The organism is Streptococcus sp. 32226D021BW (assembly GCF_053545015.1).
Genome location: NZ_JBPPVC010000016.1, coordinates 21,746 through 39,184, shown reverse-complemented (window position 1 = coordinate 39,184; position 17,439 = coordinate 21,746). Strand labels below are relative to the sequence as shown.

Annotated in this window: 16 protein-coding genes; 1 reads left to right on the top strand and 15 read right to left on the bottom strand. The window is 39.9% G+C overall.

All coding sequences use genetic code 11. The annotated features are described in order from the left end of the window. Window positions 1–221 precede the first annotated feature (221 nt). From ACEE44_RS09230 to ACEE44_RS09165, 14 genes are all read right to left on the bottom strand, one after another. Window positions 222–932, bottom strand: a complete 711-nt coding sequence (locus ACEE44_RS09230; RefSeq protein WP_002937288.1) for an ABC transporter ATP-binding protein — start codon at window positions 930–932, stop codon at window positions 222–224. Beyond that, window positions 932–1,696, bottom strand: coding sequence for an ABC transporter ATP-binding protein (locus tag ACEE44_RS09225; protein ID WP_332411384.1), 765 nt, complete (start codon window positions 1,694–1,696; stop codon window positions 932–934). Before ACEE44_RS09225 ends, ACEE44_RS09230 begins: the two co-directional genes overlap by 1 nt. Further along, window positions 1,696–2,643, bottom strand: a complete 948-nt coding sequence (locus ACEE44_RS09220; protein WP_449172021.1) for a branched-chain amino acid ABC transporter permease — start codon at window positions 2,641–2,643, stop codon at window positions 1,696–1,698. Before ACEE44_RS09220 ends, ACEE44_RS09225 begins: the two co-directional genes overlap by 1 nt. 2 nt (window positions 2,644–2,645) lie before the next feature. Beyond that, window positions 2,646–3,533, bottom strand: coding sequence for a branched-chain amino acid ABC transporter permease (locus tag ACEE44_RS09215; protein WP_105118804.1), 888 nt, complete (start codon window positions 3,531–3,533; stop codon window positions 2,646–2,648). A gap of 162 nt (window positions 3,534–3,695) precedes the next feature. After that, entirely contained in the window at window positions 3,696–4,865 is a 1,170-nt protein-coding gene (locus ACEE44_RS09210) for an ABC transporter substrate-binding protein (RefSeq protein ID WP_449172020.1), read from the bottom strand. A gap of 151 nt (window positions 4,866–5,016) precedes the next feature. Next, a complete protein-coding gene (locus tag ACEE44_RS09205) occupies window positions 5,017–5,283 on the bottom strand; it encodes a DUF2129 domain-containing protein (protein WP_105124206.1) in 267 nt (88 codons plus the stop codon). Window positions 5,284–5,392: 109 nt separating this feature from the next. Beyond that, window positions 5,393–5,983 carry an ATP-dependent Clp protease proteolytic subunit gene (locus ACEE44_RS09200; protein ID WP_074389118.1) on the bottom strand — a complete coding sequence of 197 codons (591 nt, stop codon included), beginning with the start codon at window positions 5,981–5,983 and terminating at the stop codon, window positions 5,393–5,395. Window positions 5,984–6,109: 126 nt separating this feature from the next. After that, window positions 6,110–6,739, bottom strand: a complete 630-nt coding sequence (gene upp / locus ACEE44_RS09195; RefSeq protein WP_002937309.1) for a uracil phosphoribosyltransferase — start codon at window positions 6,737–6,739, stop codon at window positions 6,110–6,112. 82 nt (window positions 6,740–6,821) lie between these two features. Further along, window positions 6,822–8,438 (bottom strand): glycoside hydrolase family 13 protein, encoded by a 1,617-nt coding sequence (locus ACEE44_RS09190; protein WP_449172019.1) that lies wholly within the window; start codon window positions 8,436–8,438, stop codon window positions 6,822–6,824. A 72-nt stretch (window positions 8,439–8,510) separates the two neighbouring features. Beyond that, on the bottom strand, window positions 8,511–9,959 hold the full coding sequence (gene gtfA, locus ACEE44_RS09185) for a sucrose phosphorylase (protein WP_449172018.1): 1,449 nt from the start codon (window positions 9,957–9,959) through the stop codon (window positions 8,511–8,513). A 69-nt stretch (window positions 9,960–10,028) separates the two neighbouring features. Then, entirely contained in the window at window positions 10,029–10,859 is an 831-nt protein-coding gene (locus ACEE44_RS09180; RefSeq protein WP_044686342.1) for a carbohydrate ABC transporter permease, read from the bottom strand. 10 nt (window positions 10,860–10,869) lie between these two features. Beyond that, a complete protein-coding gene (locus ACEE44_RS09175; protein ID WP_449172017.1) occupies window positions 10,870–11,742 on the bottom strand; it encodes a carbohydrate ABC transporter permease in 873 nt (290 codons plus the stop codon). A 135-nt stretch (window positions 11,743–11,877) separates the two neighbouring features. Then, window positions 11,878–13,113 carry an extracellular solute-binding protein gene (locus tag ACEE44_RS09170; RefSeq protein WP_449172016.1) on the bottom strand — a complete coding sequence of 412 codons (1,236 nt, stop codon included), beginning with the start codon at window positions 13,111–13,113 and terminating at the stop codon, window positions 11,878–11,880. Between the two features lie 12 nt (window positions 13,114–13,125). After that, the gene (locus tag ACEE44_RS09165) at window positions 13,126–15,294 is read right to left on the bottom strand and encodes an alpha-galactosidase (protein WP_449172015.1); all 2,169 of its coding nucleotides are present in this window, start codon (window positions 15,292–15,294) and stop codon (window positions 13,126–13,128) included. A 109-nt stretch (window positions 15,295–15,403) separates the two neighbouring features. On the opposite strand from ACEE44_RS09165, the gene ACEE44_RS09160 reads away from it, so the two are divergent. Continuing rightward, the gene (locus ACEE44_RS09160) at window positions 15,404–16,243 is read left to right on the top strand and encodes an AraC family transcriptional regulator (RefSeq protein WP_449172014.1); all 840 of its coding nucleotides are present in this window, start codon (window positions 15,404–15,406) and stop codon (window positions 16,241–16,243) included. A gap of 32 nt (window positions 16,244–16,275) precedes the next feature. Here the strand turns inward: ACEE44_RS09160 and ACEE44_RS09155 are convergent, their stop codons facing one another. Further along, entirely contained in the window at window positions 16,276–17,436 is a 1,161-nt protein-coding gene (locus ACEE44_RS09155) for a MalY/PatB family protein (RefSeq protein ID WP_449172013.1), read from the bottom strand. Window positions 17,437–17,439 lie beyond the last annotated feature (3 nt).

The following is a 17,439-nucleotide window of genomic DNA, read 5'->3' as shown; positions in this document are numbered from 1 at the left end:
TTTTTTACGAAAATCTAATGAATATGCCATAAGTACATTATACCATAAATGTACTATTTTTGTTTCATTTTACTATATTTCACTCCCCCGGACTTTGATAATAAGAAAAACGCCTACTGGCGTTTCTCATCTCCAACTAAAAAAGGGCCCAAATCAGATTATAGTGAAAAGTTGCTACCGCAACTTCTCATTTCCAACCTAAAAAGGTCCCCCGGACCTTTTTAGCCACCCAGATATGCTTTTTTGACTTCTTCTGAGGCGAGGAGTTCTTTTCCTGTTCCTGAGAGGACGACTTTTCCTGTTTCTAGTACGTAGCCGCGGTCTGCAATAGCAAGGGCTTTGTTGGCGTTTTGTTCAATCAAGAGAACGGTTGTTCCTTGTTTTTGGATATCCTGGATGATATCAAAAATTTCTTGAATGAAGATTGGTGCCAAGCCCATTGATGGCTCATCAAGGAGCAAGAGCTTTGGTTGGCTCATCAATGCCCGTCCCATAGCAAGCATTTGTTGTTCACCACCTGAAAGTGTGGCAGCATCTTGGTTCTTACGTTCTTCCAAACGTGGAAAACGTGCGAAGATTTTTTTCAAGTTGGCTTGATTTTCTTCACGGTTGTTGCGAAGGAAGGCACCCATTTCTAAGTTTTCCATAACGGTCAAGCCTGCGAAAACATGGCGACCTTCTGGAACCTGTGACAAACCGTCCGCAACGATTTTACGAGCAGGAACTTTTTGAATTTCATTTCCAAGGAAAGAAATCGTTCCAGCTGATGGACGAACAAGTCCCGAAATGGTACGAAGAATAGAGGTTTTACCAGCACCATTGGCACCAATTAAGGTTACAACTTCCCCCTCGTTGACCTCGAAACTGACATCTTTTACAGCCTCGATAACGCCATAGTTGACGGAAAGATTTTTAACTTCTAACATTGCCATTATGCTTCACCTCCAAGGTAGGCTTCAATTACACGCTTGTTATTGCGAATTTCTTCAGGAGTACCGTGGGCAATCAGACGACCGTATTCCAATACATAGATACGCTCCGTCACTTCCATAACCAAGCTCATATCGTGCTCAATCAAGATAATGGTGATACCAAATTCTTCCTTAATTTTACGGATGAGTTGGGTCAATTCTGCCGTTTCCTGCGGGTTCATACCAGCCGCTGGCTCATCCAAGAAAAGAATTTTTGGCTCGGTCGCAAGGGCACGAACGATTTCCAAACGACGTTGTTGACCGTAAGGAAGGTTCTTAGCCAGCGTATCCGCATCGCCATCCAAATCGAAAATTTTCAAGAGGTCAATCGCCTTGTTTTTCAACTCTTCTTCATTTTTGTAGAAGGCAGGAAGTCGAAGGAAACTTGCCAAGACTTCTGCTTTACCATGATTACCAAGACCAATCAAGACATTTTCCAAAACTGTCATATTTTTGAACAAACGGATGTTTTGGAAGGTACGCCCAAGACCAAGAGAGGCAATCTTAGAAGGAGCCTTACCATTCAAGATAGTACCAGCAAGAGAAATGGTTCCTTCACTTGGCTCATAGACACCTGTCAAGAGGTTGAAAAGGGTTGTCTTACCAGCACCGTTAGGACCGATAAGACCGACCAATTCACCCTCATGAAGTTCCATGGTCACATCACCAACGGCAGTCAAACCACCGAAGTTCTTGGTTAAATTTTTTACTTCAAGTAATGCCATTACTTAACCTCCTTCTTCTTGAGCAAGGCTGCCACGCTAAATTCCTTAGTTCCCAACAAGCCACCTGGACGGAAGATCATCAAGAGGATAAGGGCCAATGAGTAAACAATCATGGCAATGTCTGAGTAGCTCTTAAGAAATACGTTCAAGATACCAAGAACAATGGCTGCCACAAAGGTACCTGTGATAGAACCCAACCCCCCCAATACGATGATGATCAAGACGTTAACAGACGTCATGAAGGCAAAGTCTTTAGGAACGATGGTACCTACATAACCTGCATGAAGTCCGCCAGCGATAGCCGCTGTCATAGCACCAAATACAAAGGCTGAAACCTTCACAAATGTTGGGTTAACACCTACTGATTCTGCTGCAATCTCATCTTCACGAACAGAAATAGTTGCACGTCCCATTGGACTACGCAAGAAGTTCACAGTAAGGAGTGTTGTGATAATGACAAATACATAAACTAGTTGCCAGTTCGTAAATAATGGAATGGACATGATACCAGCCGCACCGTTTGTTACAGTACCACCATTGATAATCAAAATACGGATAATCTCAGCAACACCAAGGGTCGCAATGGCAAGGTAGTCACCTTTCAAACGAAGGGTTGGCAAACCAACCAAGAGGGCAACAGCACCTGCAAGCAACATACCAACAAGCAAAGCGATGGCAAAACCACCATAAGATGGCATCATCTTACCAAGAATACCTACTGCGTAGGCACCGATGGCCATAAAACCAGCATGACCAAGAGAGAACTGACCTGAGAATCCAACAATAAGGTTAAGACCCACAGCCAAGATGATCTGAATTCCAATTTGTTGTACAATCTGAATATAGTAGAAGTTGAGAATACCAGCTGCAACTAAGCCTTGAATAAGACCAAAACCAGCCAATAAGATAGCCAACCAGATTGCATTCACTTTAAGATTTTGCTTCATGGTTACACCTTCTCTTTCACGTTCTTACCAAGGATACCGCTTGGACGCACCAAGAGGATGACAATCAATACTGTATACACAATTGCATCACGGAAGGTATCCAAACCAATCACATAGGTAAATGTTTCAATAATACCGATAACGAAACCACCCAGAGCAGCACCAGGAATAATACCGATACCACCAAGTACCGCTGCTACGAAGGCCTTCAAACCAGGAGTCATACCCATCAAAGGCTCGATTTGGTTGTAGTAAAGACCAAGGAGAACACCTGCAGCACCAGCAAGTGCTGAACCCAGCGCAAATGTAAAGCTAATAGTACGGTTGACGTTAATCCCCATCAATTGCGCCGCATCGCTATCCACAGAAACAGCACGCATGGCTTTACCCATCTTGGTACGTTTTACAATCAACTGCAGAGCAACCATCAAGGTCAAGGCTACTCCTAGGATAATCAACTGGATATTGGTCACTGAAACTGGACCAAGATTGAAGGTCACAGCCTCCATAGCTTGTGGAAAGGCTTTTACATCAGCTGAAAATAATTTAATCATTCCATATTCTAAGAAGAAGGAAACACCGATGGCTGTAATCAAGGCCGCAATACGGGTTGAGTTTCTCAATGGACGATAGGCCAAGAATTCAATGACCACACCAAGAGTAGCTGTTCCAACCATTGCCAAGACTAAGGCAACAAAGAAACGGAGGCTACCATCTGCAATAAAGGTTAAATTATTCAATAGGAAGTAACCCATAAAGGCTCCCATCATGTAAAGGTCCCCGTGGGCAAAGTTAATCAGTCTGATAATTCCGTACACCATGGTATAACCAAGGGCCAAGAGGGCATATACAGAACCAAGAATCAAACCATTGACAAGTTGTTGAAGCATAGGTTCACCAATCTTTCTAAATATTTTTCAAGCTCAATAAGCATTGTTACATTATACAAAATTTTCTGAAAATAGGCAAGTTTTATTATATTTTTTAATCTTTTAAAAATAGGCTAGTCAATTCAAGGGAAAAAGAGGGAAATTCCCTCTTTAACTTGCTTATTATTCTGCTGAAATTGTATCAACCGATGTCTGCTCTCCATCTGTCAAACCAACAATGTAAACTGATTTCACAACATTGTGCTCTGCATCAACTGACATAGTACCTGTTACACCTTCGAAATCTTTCAAAGCCGCAAGGTTGTCTTTAAGAGCTTTTGAATCTGCTGCGCCTTCTGCTGCTTTTGCTGCCATATAAACTGCATCATAAGCAAGGGCTGCAAACATATTTGGCTCTTCGTTGTATTCTTTCTTATAAGCTTCGCTGAAAGCTTTCGCTTTATCACTAGCTGAAGTTACATATCCTGAAAGGTAGTAAACGTTTGTTGCTGCTGAAGCAGTTGCCAATTCAGTGAACTGTGGTGAGTCGAAACCATCTGAACCAAGGACTGGTTGGTTGATACCTAGACCACGTGCTTGTTTAACGATTGTACCAGTTTCATTGTAGTAACCTGGCATAACAATAGCATCAAACTCAGCATCTTTCAATTTAGTCAAAGCTGCTTGGAAATCTTTATCGCCTGAAGCAAATGTGATTTCAGAAACAATTTCTCCAGTGTAAGCTTTCTTGAAGGCTTCTGCTACACCCTTACCATAGTCAGAAGAGTTATCATAGTAAAGAACAACTTTCTTAGCTGACAAGTTTTCTGTCGCATACTTAGCCATGATTTGACCTTGGTAACCATCCGTAAAGGTTGCACGGAAGAAATAGTCTTGCACCTCACCTTTGTCATTTACAACCAAGTTTGTTTGTGTACCAGAAGGTGTAATCATTGGAACACCTGCTGACGTCAAAGCAGGAATAGAAGCTGCTGCTGCACCAGATGTTGCAGGACCAATTACAATATTTGCTCCTTCACTTGCCAAGCTAGTTGCAACTGTTGCCGCTTCTGCAGTTTCAGATTTGTTATCTTTAGTGATAACTTCAATCTGCTTACCACCGATACCACCAGCCGCATTGATTTCTTTGACAGCAAGGTTTGCACCTTTTTCTTCATTTTGACCATAAGATGATACGGCACCTGACAACTCCAAGTTATAACCAATCTTGAAAGTATCACCGATAGCAGCAACCTGTGCTGAGCTATTTGTTGATGAAACGGTACCACAGGCAGCAAGTAGGGCTGCTGAGGCAAAGGTAGCAAGTGCTACTGCAAATTTTCTTGTTTTCATGAAAACTCCTTAAATCTTTCTTAAATTTTGCGATGTATCTAATATACTGAATTATCAGAAAATTGTCAACAAAAAAAGAAAAATTTTTAAAAAAATATTTTTCCACAAAAAAGCGAGTAGACTAAACCTCGACTACTCACTCATTTCACCATTAAATAATTGGTTCCTCTTCCCGCCACAAGCTACCAACGAAATTTTGATCTAGCTCCTTAATATAGGAAGGAAGAACCTTCTTAACAAATTTTTCCTTTTTTAATTTTTGGATGATAAGCTCAGACTGATCCTTATCCATATAAATCAGAACATAACGCAATTTCTTTGAATGATAATGGATATCTCCGTACTGATTTAGCTTTCTAGCATCTCGATTGTAATGCAAATACACAGTCAGGCAGGTCCGTTCTCTCTTCTCAAACATGATTTCTCCTCTAAAACTTCTCTTGTTTTATTATACCTTTTTCAGAGGAAAATGAAAAGGTCAAACTTAGCGGAATGGAAAAAGGAGGCTCAAACGCCTCCTCATCAGCTTATTTGGCTTTCGTATTGTCCATAATTTGGTCAATAAATCCGTAAGCTAGTGTTTCTTCTGCTGTCATCCAGTAATCGCGTTCGGCATCCTTGTGGATTTGTTTCACTGTTTTACCTGAATTGTCAGCCAAGATTTTTTCTAATTTGTTACGGGTTTTGAGCAAGTGTTCTGCAGCGATGGCCATATCCGTTTGCTGAGTACCGCCACCAGTTCCACCCATTGGCTGGTGAATCATGTATTCCGCATTTGGCAACATGAAACGTTTGCCTTTGGCACCACTTGAAGCGATAATTGTACCCATGCTAGCTGCTGTTCCCATAACGATTGTTTGTACATCAGCCTTGATAAAATTCATCGTATCTACAATAGCTAGACCAGCTGACACAGATCCACCAGGTGTATTTACATAAAGGTAAATATCTTTGGTTGGGTCTTGGGCATCAAGGAAAAGCAACTGGGCAATGATAGAATTTGCCATATTATCCTCAACTGGTCCTGTCAGCATGATAATACGATCTTTCAATAGGCGTGAGTAAATATCATACGAACGTTCACCACGGCTAGTTTGTTCAATAACTACTGGAATCATACGAATCCTCCTTTATTTCAATAACAAGTATGAACCCATTATATAGAATTAGTCAAAATTGGTCAAATAAAAACCACGATTTCTGGAAATCAAAAAGAAACCAGCACAGCTGATTTCTCAAATACATTATTTTGTACCGAACAAGCGGTCCCCAGCGTCACCAAGACCTGGAACAATGTAGCCTTTTTCATTGAGTTTTTCATCCAAAGCTGCCGTGTAGATATCAATATCTGGATGAGCTTCTTGAAGAGCTTTGACTCCTTCTGGAGCTGAAACTAGGGCAACAAATTTGATATTTGAAGCGCCACGTTTTTTCAAGGAATCAACAGCCAAGATTGCTGAACCACCTGTGGCAAGCATTGGGTCAACTACAAAAATATGGCGTTGGTCGATATCTTCTGGTAATTTCACAAGGTATTCAACTGGTTGAAGGGTCTCTTCATCACGATACATACCGATGTGACCAACCTTAGCTGCTGGTACCAAGCTTAGCAAACCATCGACCATCCCAACACCTGCACGAAGGATTGGTACAATGGCCAATTTCTTACCAGCAATTTGCTTTTGAACCGTCTTGGTAATTGGTGTTTCAATTTCCACATCTTCTAATGGTAAGTCACGCAAAACTTCGTAACCCATAAGCATGGCAATCTCATTTACCAACTCACGAAAATCCTTTGTAGAAGTCGATGTACGACGAAGGATTGACAACTTATGCTGAATGAGTGGGTGTGAAATAACTTGGAATTTACCCATGATGATAAAACCTCTCTTTTTTGTTTTTTCTATTTTACCAAAAAATTCGGAAAAATGCTTGGGAAATGAAAAGAAGTACTACTTATTTTTTGAAAACGATAGCTTCGTAAGGTCTCAATACAGACTTATCAAAAATTACTTTATTATCGTAATTATGCATAAACAAGGAATAGTCCTCAAGTGATAAGGCGTACGCTTGCTCTTCACTTGTGAAATTAACTAAAATAATGAAATTATCTTCTTCATCATATTTTCGATAGGCCATTACTAAGTTGTTCCCTGTCTCCATCACTTCATATTTTCCTTCAGACATACAAGGATACTCTTTCCGAAGAGCAATCAATTTTTGATAAGTATAGAACAGCGAATTTTTATCTGCAAGTGCTTTCTCAACGTTGATGTCTTTGACAGTATCTCCCAAAGCCAGCCAGGCTTGACCTGTACTGAAGCCTGCTCCTTCTGCTCCTGTCCATTGCATTGGACGGCGAGCATTATCACGACCTTTGGCATTAATAGCAGTAATCAATTCCTCCTTGGTGAAGCCATTTTCAATCCGTTCCGCATACATGCGACGTGTTTCAATATCATCCGCTTGGCTAATATCCGTAATCGATGTATTAATCATACCAATTTCCTCACCTTGGTAGATATAAGGTGTCCCTGACATAAAATGAAGATAAATAGCCAACATTTTACCACTTAGTTCACGAAATGCTGGTCGATCATCACCGAAGCGAGAAATGGCACGAGGTAAATCATGGTTATTCCAGAAAAGTGAGTTCCAACCTTTACCAACCAGTTCAGTCTGCCATTTGGATAGAACCTTATGCAAACGAGCTGGATCAAGCGGTGCCAAATCCCACTTTTCTTTTCCTTCCTGCTGATCCAGTCCGACATGTTCAAATTGGAAAATCATCGAAAATTCTTTTCGGTCAGGATGCGAATATAACTGAGCATTTTCTGGATTGGCACTCCATGTCTCCCCAACAGTCACTAAGTCGTATGCACCAAAAGTTTTCTCATTTAATTCCTGAATAAGAGGATGAAGAGTCGGTCCATCGGCTGTAATTAATTTTTCCGGTTCTTTTCCAATCAAATCAATAACATCTAGCCTGAAACCGCCAACACCTTTTTCAATCCAAAAATTGATCATGTCCCAGATTTCTTGTTTCAGAGCAGGATTTTTCCAGTTCAGATCTGGTTGCTTAACAGAGAATTGGTGGAGGTAGTATTTGTTCAGATGTGGAACGTATTCCCAAGCAGAGCCTGAGAAGGTCGAGCGTAATTCATTCGGTTCATCAGCCCAAACATAATAGTCATAATAAGGATTATCTGGACCTTTGAGGGCTTCTTGAAACCAGAAGTGTTCATCCGAGGTATGATTGAGCACCAAATCCATGATTATTTTAATATTACGCTTATGGCCTTCTGCAATCAGCTCTTCCATATCTTCCATGGTCCCAAATTCGGGAGCAATTCCCTGGTAGTCACTGATGTCGTAACCATTGTCATCCATGGGGGACTGATAAACAGGACTGAGCCAAATAGCATCAATTCCTAGCTCGTGAAGATAATCTAATCGGCTGATAATCCCTCGAATATCCCCTACTCCATCTCCATTTGAATCTTGAAAGCTACGAGGATAAATTTGGTAAATGACGGACTTCTTCCACCAATCTGTTTTTTGTATTTCTGACATTTGATTGATCCTTTCTGCACAATCTAATTTACGCAAGAAAAAGGGGAATCCCCCTCTTTCTATATAATCATATTATAATTTAATTGTAGTAATTTTGCCCTCTTCAATTTCAACAATTTCAAAGGATTTTTCTTTTAGGTTAGCTGTTAGGCGAGCAGACACCCCTGCATCTTGATTATCCCAGAAAATTTCCATACTTGTTTCATCCAGCATCTTAACGGAGAACTCTCCGTCGAAAGCTGGACTTGTATTGCGGAATTTAAGGAGTTTGAACAAGGATTGTACCACAGGACGTTGCACTTCCTGCTCAATTTCTTCTAAATCATAGTAATGGCGATTGATATTGCGGCCTTCCTTGCTTGATTCTAAAAGTTCAATATCATTTTCGCCTGCTAGCAAACCAACATAGTAAATTTGTGGAATACCTGGTGCAAAACATTGGAGAACACGCGCTAATAGGTAAGCTTGATCGTTATTGCCAAGGGCAGAATAATAAGTACAGTTAATTTGATAAATATCCAAATTATTATAGGCTTCGGTACTATAAATTTTCTTGACATTGGCACCTTGTGCATACAAGGCTTCACGCGTTTCCTCCGTCTCCTCATCCGTCAGCAAATCCTTAACATCCACAACACCGATTCCATCATGTGTATCAAGAGTTGTAAATTGCTTGCGAGGGCAAATCTCCATCCAGTGTACCAGACGATTGACATGACCGGAATACAAAGCGTGGAGAACCAGCATTGGCAAGGCAAAGTCATAAACATAATAATCTTGCTCGGCAATTTTCTGCTGAATGGTATAGTGTTCATGAATTTCTGGTAAGATTTCCACATCTTTTGGCGCCAATAACTGACGTGGAAAATGGAGCATTTCCCAAATATCAGGCTCCACAAAGAAACAGTTGGTTCCGATTTTTTTATTGGCATAAGCAAAGGCGTCCAAACGAATAATCGAAGCACCATGCTCTGCCAACTGTTCCAAATTTTCTTGGATGAACCGGCGTGTTGTCTCTGTAGTCACATCCAAGTCAATCTGTTGCTCATCAAAGGTACACCATACCTTCTCCTCACTACCATCAGCGAATGTTGCAATTCGATATGGAGCACGAGGTTTACGCTTATAGATTAAATCAACATCTTCTTGCGTTGGCTCACCATTTGGCCAAAAGTTTTTATAGCGAATAAACAAATCCGCATAAGCTGATTCATCTTTCTTTTCAAGAAAATCAAGGAAATATGGAGATTTTGCAGAAATATGATTGATCATAAAATCGAACATCAGATAGTAGTCCTTACTCAATGCTTCAATATCTGACCAGTCTCCAAATGCAGGATCTACCTTTGTATAATCCATTGGTGCAAACCCACGGTCACCTGATGATGGGAAAAACGGCAGAATATGGATACCTCCCACAACATCCTTTAACGGTCCCTCTAGAACTTTTTTCAAATCCTTGAGATTCTTGCCTAAACTATCCGAATAGGTAATTAACATAGCTTGGTTTTTAATTTTCATTGACACTCTCCTTTGTAAGCCTTTTCTTTTGTGTTTTTTAGAAAAGGTTGAACAAGTCAACCTTTGTAATTATTTGACAGAACCACTTGTCATACCTGAAATAATATGTTTCTGGAAGACAAGGTATACCAATAAGATTGGGATAATCCCCACCACATAGGAGGCAAATGATGGACCATAGTCACTAAAATACATACCTTGGTAATTGTATTGGAAAAGTGGCAAGGTCCACATGCTTTGATCACGGTTCAATACTAGTAAAGGCAAGAGGAAATCGTTCCAGACCCAGAGGGCATTGATAATCAAAACGGTTGCATGCATAGGTTTCATGAGTGGGAAAATGATTTTCCAATACATAGTAAATTTATCACAACCGTCAATAGCTGCCGCCTCATCCATTTCTTCAGGAACAATGGTCTTAATATAGCCAACATAGAGGAAGAGGGCCTGAGGAACTGCATAGGTCAAATATAGAATAATCAAACCGACAATATTGTTCAAACCAAGGCTTGACATTAATTTGGTCATTGGGAGCATAATCACTTGGAAAGGTACAAAAATCCCAATAATCAAGAAAAAGTAGATAAAGTTAAACACTGTCTGGCGTTTCATTTGACGGGCTACGGCGAAAGCTGCCATTGGAATAACAAGTAGAATCAAGCCAATTGCTACAATCGTAATCAAGGCTGAATTACCAAAATATTGTACAATCCCATCATTAAACAGGCGTTCATAGTTGCTCAATGTAAACTCTTGTGGCAAACCAAAGAAATTTCCTGTAATTTCCTTTGTTGGTTTAAAAGAACTGATAATGGTTACCAATAGTGGAATAAACATGAACAATATCCCACTAAAGAGAACTAAGTAAACCCACCAATTTTTCTGTTTGTGCTTGTTCATATTTACTCTCCTATACTTCAAATTTCTTAGAAATCTTCATCTGAATCAATGAAATCACAATGATAAAGATAAAGAGGACCACCGCTAAAGCATTCGCATACGAAAACTTATTATCAACAAAGGCATAGTTATAGACTAGTAAACCAAGTGATTCTGTCTTGCCATCTGGGCCACCACTTGTCAGTGCAAAGATAAGGTCAAATGCTGTCAAACCTGACTTCATTGCCAAGATGAAAACCATACTGATAGATGGTAATAAGAACGGAAGTTCAATATTGAAAAATTGTTGAGAACGAGTAGCTCCATCGATTGCAGCTGCTTCTTTCACATCTTCTGGAATACTCTGTAAACCTGATAAGAAAATGATAACTGGCATAGCCAAACCTTGCCATAGTGCCACAAAAATCACTGCTGGGATAACAGTATTCTCCTGTACCAACAAGTTTTCCATCAACCAATCGATACGGAGGATTTCTCCAATCTGTGTAAAACCATAGTTGAATAATTGAACAAAAATCAAGCCTAAAGTAACGGTTGAAAGTACCGCAGGGAAGAAATACCATGTTCTAAAGAAACCAACCGCCTTTATCTTACGATTAAGCAAGGTAGCCAACCAGATTCCGATAACTATTTCTCCAATGACCAAACCAATGGTGAAGATAATGGTAAAAGTCATAGACGTATAAAAATCAGGATTTTTTAAAATATCTAAGTAATTCTGAATACCGATTAGTTTGAAATCAGATGTCAATCCATTCCAATCCGTCAAGCTATAATAGATACCTGTAAATAGGGGATAGAAGAAAAAGATTAACTGTAGGCCAATTGGTATGGCAACAAATAGATAGGGCCAATATTTGGCAATAAAACCTTTTTGATTCATCATGGTACTCCTTTTTTCTAAAATATAGTTGCTTAGGGTCAGTTTGAATGGAGTAGTTAGGGGATTTTCAAACCAACCCTAAGCAACTATAAAGAAGAGCTAGGCTAATCTAGCCCTCCTTATAGTTTTCTTGTCTTATTTTTTCATCGGATCAAAGAATGCATTTAGTTTCTTAACTAATTCTGTAGAATTTGGATTTTTCACTGCTTCTACTGTAATATTCCAGAATTCTTCCTCTGATTCCCATTCAGATTGCAACCAAACTACATGTTTGTCAGTGAAAGCATATTGTGTAACTCCAGCTGTTTCTTCAAACTTACCTTCTGTATCTACACCTTCAACTGAAGTTGGTGAGCCATCTACATCATAGTATTTTTGCATCACTTCTGGACGAGAGAGGTATTCTAGGAATTTTTTAGATTCCTCTGGGTGCTCTGTATCTGCAGAAATAGATAGAGCAAGGTCAGCTGCACCGATGGTATAGTCGCCGCCTTCTTTATCACCAGGGAATGTAAACATACCATATTCAAATTCTGGTTCTTGTTGATTTACAGCTGTAGCTGCCCATGTACCTTGTGGAAGCATGAGAGCATCGCCTGCTGCAAAGGCTGCCACCGCATCTGCATAGAGCGCGCCTGTTGCCCCTTTTTGTCCATTGTCTGTCAACAGTTGCAAGCGTTCTAAGACAGCTTTTGTTGTAGCATCATCTTGAATCGCTCCCTTTGCACTACGAATCAGAATATCTTCTGCACCATCAAATCCACCCGCAACAGTTACCCAAGCTAACTGATGATATCCGTTCAAGGACCAAGCATCGTTCAATGAAAGGGCAAATGGGGCTGCACTGCCATCAGCCTTGATTTTGTCTACCAAAGCCACAAATTCTGCATAGGTAGTTGGAACTTCGAGACCTAATTCTTTGAACTTATCTTTATTATAGTAAATACCATAGGCATTTGCTGTCAAAGGAAGGGTGTAATTTTTTTCATTAACAAGATATGGCGTTACAGCACCATCTTTTAGATGACTGAGACCTGCATCATCTCCAATTTCTAGGAAACGACCATCCGCTGCGTATGCTTTGAAGTCCGCATTTTGTGGATAAATGTTGATCACATCTGGCGCTTCATTGTTGGCCATACGGGTTTTCAAAACAGTTCCTGCATCTGGTACATTTGAAAATTTAACATCAATCGTAGGATTTTCTTTTTCAAATTCATCAATAATTTCCTGCAGAGTAGCCTGCATTTCAGGTTTTTGTGAGAAATATTCTATTTCTACCTTATCGCTACTACTTGCATTCCCACAAGCAACCAAAAAGCTGGCAAAAGCACAAACCGATGCACATTTTAAAAATGTTTTCATTTTCATTATAAAATCCTCCTAGATTTTGTTAAAAATATATTGTACACTATAATAATCTTTTTGAACATGTGGCATTGTAAGACCAATGTTCATCAACTCATCCCCGTAGAATGTTTCTCCCAATTGAGGGCATTCATATAAGGCATCTGGGTCAAGTCCTTTTAATTGAACTTGTAAAAGCGGAGCTTCTGATTGAGCTAGTATTTTGACAAATGTAAATACTGCTTGACTTTTATCTTTGTTCACATAGTTTGCAGCCCATGTATTGCTTGTTTTTTTCAAGCGATAGAGCAAGCCTTCCTGAACTGTTGAGCGAATGGACTTGAAGGTTTGAATTTGTTGACGAATTTCATCCAATTCCACTTGAGAAAGTTTCGTTAAATCCAGCTCGTACCCAAAGGCTCCTCCCATCATGGCGACATTCCCACGAGTTGCAAGCGGTGTAATGCGACCGACTTGGTGGTTTGGAACAGCTGACACATGTGCTCCCATAGAAGAGGCAGGTAAAATTAAACTCGTTCCTTCTTGAATGGAAAGGCGACCGATCGCATCTGTATTATCACTAGCCCAAGCCTGTGGCATATAGAAGAGCAACCCGAGGTCATTTCGACCACCGCCACCAGCACAGGATTCAAATAAGATGTCTGGAAAACGCTTGGTTAGAGTATCCAGCACTCGATAGAGTCCTAAGATATAGCGATGATGAAATTCAAATCGTTGATGATTTGCATAAACAGGTGACATACTGGTGATATTCCGATTCATATCCCATTTTACATAGCTGATTGGAGCTGATTCCAATATGCTTGAGACCGAATCAATAATATAATCACAAACTTCTGACTTAGATAAATCCAAGACCAGTTGCTCACGACTGTAAATTGGTTGTCTTCCGTCAATTTGAATGGCCCAGTCTGGATGTTCCCTATAAAGATCACTATCAACTGAAATCATTTCCGGTTCAAACCACAGACCAAATTCCATACCAAGTTGGTTGATTCTGTCTGCAAGACCATTTAAGCCATTTGGCAATTTCTCCAAATTGACTTTCCAATCGCCTAATGAACTCTCATCATTGTTTCGTTTACCAAACCAGCCGTCATCCAGTACAAAGAGTTCGACTCCTACTTGGCTAGCCGTTTTAGCCAGTTCTACAATCTTATCTTCAGTAAAGTCAAAATATGTTCCTTCCCAGTTGTTAATGAGAATTGGTCGTTCTTGATGACTAAACTTCGGAGTTACAAGATGATTTTTGATGAACTCATGACTGTCTTGTGTCATTCCCGTCAAGCCTTTATCAGTGAATGATAAGAGTACTTCAGGTGTCTGGAAACTAGAATGATTGCTTAACTCCCAACTAAATTGTTCATCATTTAATCCCATACCCCAACGACATGTCTCTAGTGGTGTTACCTCAACAAATCCAGCGAAATTTCCACTATAAACTAATTGAGCAGCATAGACATGACCACTATCTTCGGTTGTTGTTGGATCCGCCAACGCTAGGAAAGGTGTTTTTGAATGACTTGAGGCACCACGAATACTTCCAATAGAAAATTTTCCTTTGGTTAATGGTGTTTGTGTCCACTCTTTCTCGTAAGCATAACGCCCAGCTAAGCTATGGACTGTAAAATCTTTATGTGGAAAATCGAGGGTAAAAGACAAAGCCTTTTCGATTTTTGTAGCATACTGACCAGTTTGAATGTTCGCAGAGCGACTGAGGTAATTCGCATTCTCAAATACACAGTATTGAAGGGTAACTGTAATGTCTGTTAGCTGATCGTAGAGATCAATCTCAAGACTCTCTACCTCATCCTCAGTGGCAAAACTTGAAGGCAAACCTTCTAATCTCGGTTTCCCTTTTTGAATGCGGTGTGCCTTATACTTTAAATCCAAGGCCACACCAAATTCATTTCGCAAGTCAATGGCAGCTGTTCGAAAGTCACCTAAACCATTACTAGAATACTCCTGTTGTAAGGTATCCATCGAATAGGTTCTGTTGCCAGAAATTGGACTTGGTGAAAAAGAACGATCTAGATATGTGATTTTGTTTCCCGGACTAAATTGTTTAATTTTTTTTCCGAAATATCTATGAACCACATCCCCTGTTTCCAAGATCTGAATAATGTATGAAAACTCTCTCGTTTGTAGGTGGAAGAGGCGATTTTCTTCTGAGTATTGAATCATATTCACGTCTCCTATCTCTTTTACATGCTATATTATATAAAATGAAAACGCTTTACTTAATAATCTTTTGTTTTTAAAACATGGTATAATGTTTCCTAGGAGGATTGAAATGAATATTCTGAATATCTATAATGAATTTGATAGTCATAATTTTGACTTAAACGTTGACCATTATGGAGCCGAACAATGTGACAGTGGCTATTCCTTTGGACCTACTATTCGGGAAAACTATGTTCTTCATTTTATTACGAATGGAAAAGGGAAAATAACCATTGATGGAGAAACTACCAATTTACAAGCAGGGGATTTATTTGTACTCCCCAAAAATCAATCAATTTTTTATCAAGCTGATGAGAATGAGCCCTGGACCTATACTTGGGTTGGTTTCAGCGGTTCTAGAGCTGAGACGATTCTTTCTCAGACCCGACTCCTAGAAAAATATTTCTTACATTCACATCTTGAGTCTGAAATATTAAAAAAAATGATCGATATCAATCAAACAGAGGTTCAATCCCTACCAATGATTACTGAACTTATACTCATCGGTCATTTAAACCAATTGCTTGCAGCGCTAGTACAAGAGTTTCCAAATGAGTCATTGAAAGAATCCTCTACTCTCGCCAAGAATTACGTCCACCACGCAATAAAACTCATTCATTCTCAATACAATAGCCCAATAAAAGTAAACGAAATTGCAGACCATTTAGCACTAAGTCGTAGTTACCTATACAAAATTTTTAAACAAGAAACTGGTTATGCCATTAAAGATTACATTTTACAAATCAAAATGAAACGCTCCTGTCAATTATTAGAAGATCCAACAAGAAACATTACCGAAATTGCCTATTCAGTTGGCTACCAAGACCCTCTCACTTTCAGTTCAGCCTTCAAAAACTATTTCCATATGAGTCCGACAGAATTTAGAAAAACACAAAAGAATAAGGATTAGGTGATCAAATTCGAACACCTAATCCTTGTTTTTTATCCAAACACTCTTGCGATTCGTTGACAAGCTTCTTTTATGGTTTCAAACGGTGCGGCTGCATTGAGCCGGGCATGATTGAGTCCTTCTTTTCCAAAGGTTTGGCCATCGTTTAAGACAACTTTTGCCTCTTCTCTTAATTTTCGATGGATTTCAACATGTTCCAAATCATAAGCTGAGAAATCTAGCCAAACCAGATATGTCCCCTGTGGTTTCAAGACCTTTATCTTGGTATGCTGGGTCAGATAGTCCGACACAAAGTCAATGTTTTTCTCAAGTACTGTTTTCAATTCTGCTAACCAAGGTCGACCGTAGCGAAAGGCAGCTTCAGTCGTTATAAGACCAATCGCTGGAATTTCATGTTGGTTATTGACCAACTGTCTCCTCGTGAAAGCCTTTCTCAAGTCTGGATTTTCAATGATGGCAAAGCTATTTTTGGTACCAGCAATATTAAACGTCTTAGTGGCAGAAGATAGAATAATCGAAAAATCTTTAAAATCTGTATCCACCGTATTGAAACTGTGGTGCTTGTTTCCATAAAGTGTAAGGTCTTGGTGAATTTCATCTGAAACCAACACTACCTTATGCTTCCGACAGAGTTGGCCAATTGTTTCCACTTCTTCCTTGGACCAAACACGTCCACCTGGGTTATGAGGATTACAGAAAATGTAGAGTTTTACTTCCTGCTCCACAAGGTCACGCTCTAGTTGCTCAAAATCAATTTGGAATTGGCCATTTTCCACGCGCAAGGAATTGGTCACCAACTGACGATTGTTTAATTTTACCGTGCGGGCAAAAGGAGGATAGACCGGTGTATTGATGAGGACGGCATCTCCCTCTTCAGTAAATGCCTGAATTGCTACAGAAAGTGCTGGTACCACTCCTTCAATTAAAACGATACTTTCTCTTCCAACCTCATAGCCGTGCTGGTCTTTTTCCCAGTCAATAATGGATTGAAAGAGGGAGTCACTTGCATAGGGATAGCCAAAGATATGTTGGTCCGCATACTGGCGAATGGCAGAGCGGATTTCAGGCAAGGCATCAAAATCCATATCCGCAACCCAAAGTTGGAGCAATTCTGGATCCTTTTCACTCGTCTTCCACTTCTCTGAATGGTGACCCAATCGATCAGGTCTTGTTGTAAAATCATACTGGGTCATCTC